Below are 653 nucleotides of genomic sequence, written 5' to 3' on the forward strand. Positions count from 1 at the left end.
GGCCGGGTGTGCTTCGTGGGCATGTTGCTGGAGACTACCCCCGAGTTCCGTCGCGCGCAGCGATACGACGACCTACTTGGGTTGGTCGACGCCATGGCGCAGATCGAGATTGTGCCTAACCAGGATGATATCGGTTTCCGCGTGCGCGAATCAGAGACGGGTGAGCTACAGGTCGATGGTGGGAGCGCCGACGAAGACACTGGATCAAGCGAGCAAGACGGTTCAGCCCCTGCACACATCAGCTACTTCCGGCTATTCACAGCGAGCTACCAGTTTGCGGCCCGGTTGCATGGGCTTGAACAGTTGTCGGCGCTCGAACAGTGGGTATTCGTGCGACCGGGATGCCTGCAGGAATGGGTAGACAAGACCCGCCAGCGCCTCAGCGGGTCTACGCCCAATGTCTTCGACTGGTTCCTGGCCCAGGAGGTTAACGGGCTCTGCAAGCTGGCGTTGGCGCTTCGTCATCGCCTGCCCAAGGGTGACCGCAAAATTGCCTTGTCGCGTTGGCACACACTGAAGGTCGATATGCCGCCGTTACCAGCCGAGGCCAACGATGATTATCGGCAAACGCTCGAGCAGGAATTTGGCAGATTGGAAAGCAAGTGGGGTGGGGCATGAGTCGATTTGAAGAGAGCGTGCTGACACCTGAATCC

At 59.3% G+C, this 653-nt stretch carries 1 protein-coding gene; it reads left to right on the plus strand.

The annotated features are described in order from the left end of the window. The coding region (locus tag KMS84_RS43705) for a hypothetical protein (RefSeq protein WP_256921261.1) at positions 1-618 on the plus strand (618 nt) is incomplete at its 5' end. Positions 619-653: the final 35 nt, after the last annotated feature.

The organism is Streptomyces hilarionis (genome assembly GCF_024539675.1).
Classification (GTDB): Bacteria; Actinomycetota; Actinomycetes; order Streptomycetales; family Streptomycetaceae; genus Streptomyces; species Streptomyces hilarionis.